Origin of the sequence: Janibacter sp. GXQ6167 (genome assembly GCF_041365945.1) — a bacterium.
In the GTDB taxonomy this organism is placed as follows: Bacteria; Actinomycetota; Actinomycetes; order Actinomycetales; family Dermatophilaceae; genus JBGFSK01.
Map to the genome: position 1 here is coordinate 1 of NZ_JBGFSK010000028.1, position 673 is coordinate 673.

Genomic DNA, 673 nt, shown 5'->3' on the forward strand with positions numbered 1-673 from the left:
ACCACGACGCCCGCGCCGAGGGCTGGGTGGTGAACCACAAGAAGGTCCAACGCCTCTGGCGTGACGAGGGGCTCCGGGTCCCGCAGCGGCGTCGACGCAAGCGCGTCGGATCTTCGACCATCGACGCGCCGACGGCGGACGCGCCGAACGTGGTGTGGGCGGTCGATTTCCAGTTCGACGCCGACGAGCAGGGCAGACCGATCAAGATCTGCTCGATCGTCGACGAGCACACCCGGGAGTGCATCGGCGGACTCACCGACCGATCGATCACCGCGGACCGGCTCACCGCCCACCTGGAGGACCTCGTCGCCGCCCGGGGCGCCCCGGCGGTGCTCAGGTCGGACAACGGGCCGGAGTTCATCAGCGAGGCGATGGCCGACTGGGCCGGCACCCGCACCGGCCTGTCCTACATCCCGCCGGGCTCGCCGTGGCGCAACGGGTACGTCGAGTCGTTCAACAGCCGGATCCGCGACGAGTGTCTCAACATCAACAGCTTCTACTCGCTACTGCACGCACAGGTCGTGATCGGCGACTGGAAGGACGAGTACAACCATCACCGCCGGCACTCCTCGCTCGGCTACCTGCCCCCAGCCGAGTACGCTCGGCAATGCACCCATCAAATCGAAACCGACGACTCACACACCGTCCGGACCGAATGACGGGGGCGGCCCAC

1 protein-coding gene is annotated in these 673 nt (G+C 67.9%); it reads left to right on the top strand.

Annotation, left to right across the window (positions count from 1 at the left end; all coding sequences use genetic code 11):
• Positions 1-659 (top strand): IS3 family transposase (locus AB8K43_RS15445; protein ID WP_370895092.1); only part of this gene is annotated, 659 nt, incomplete at its 5' end.
• Positions 660-673: the final 14 nt, after the last annotated feature.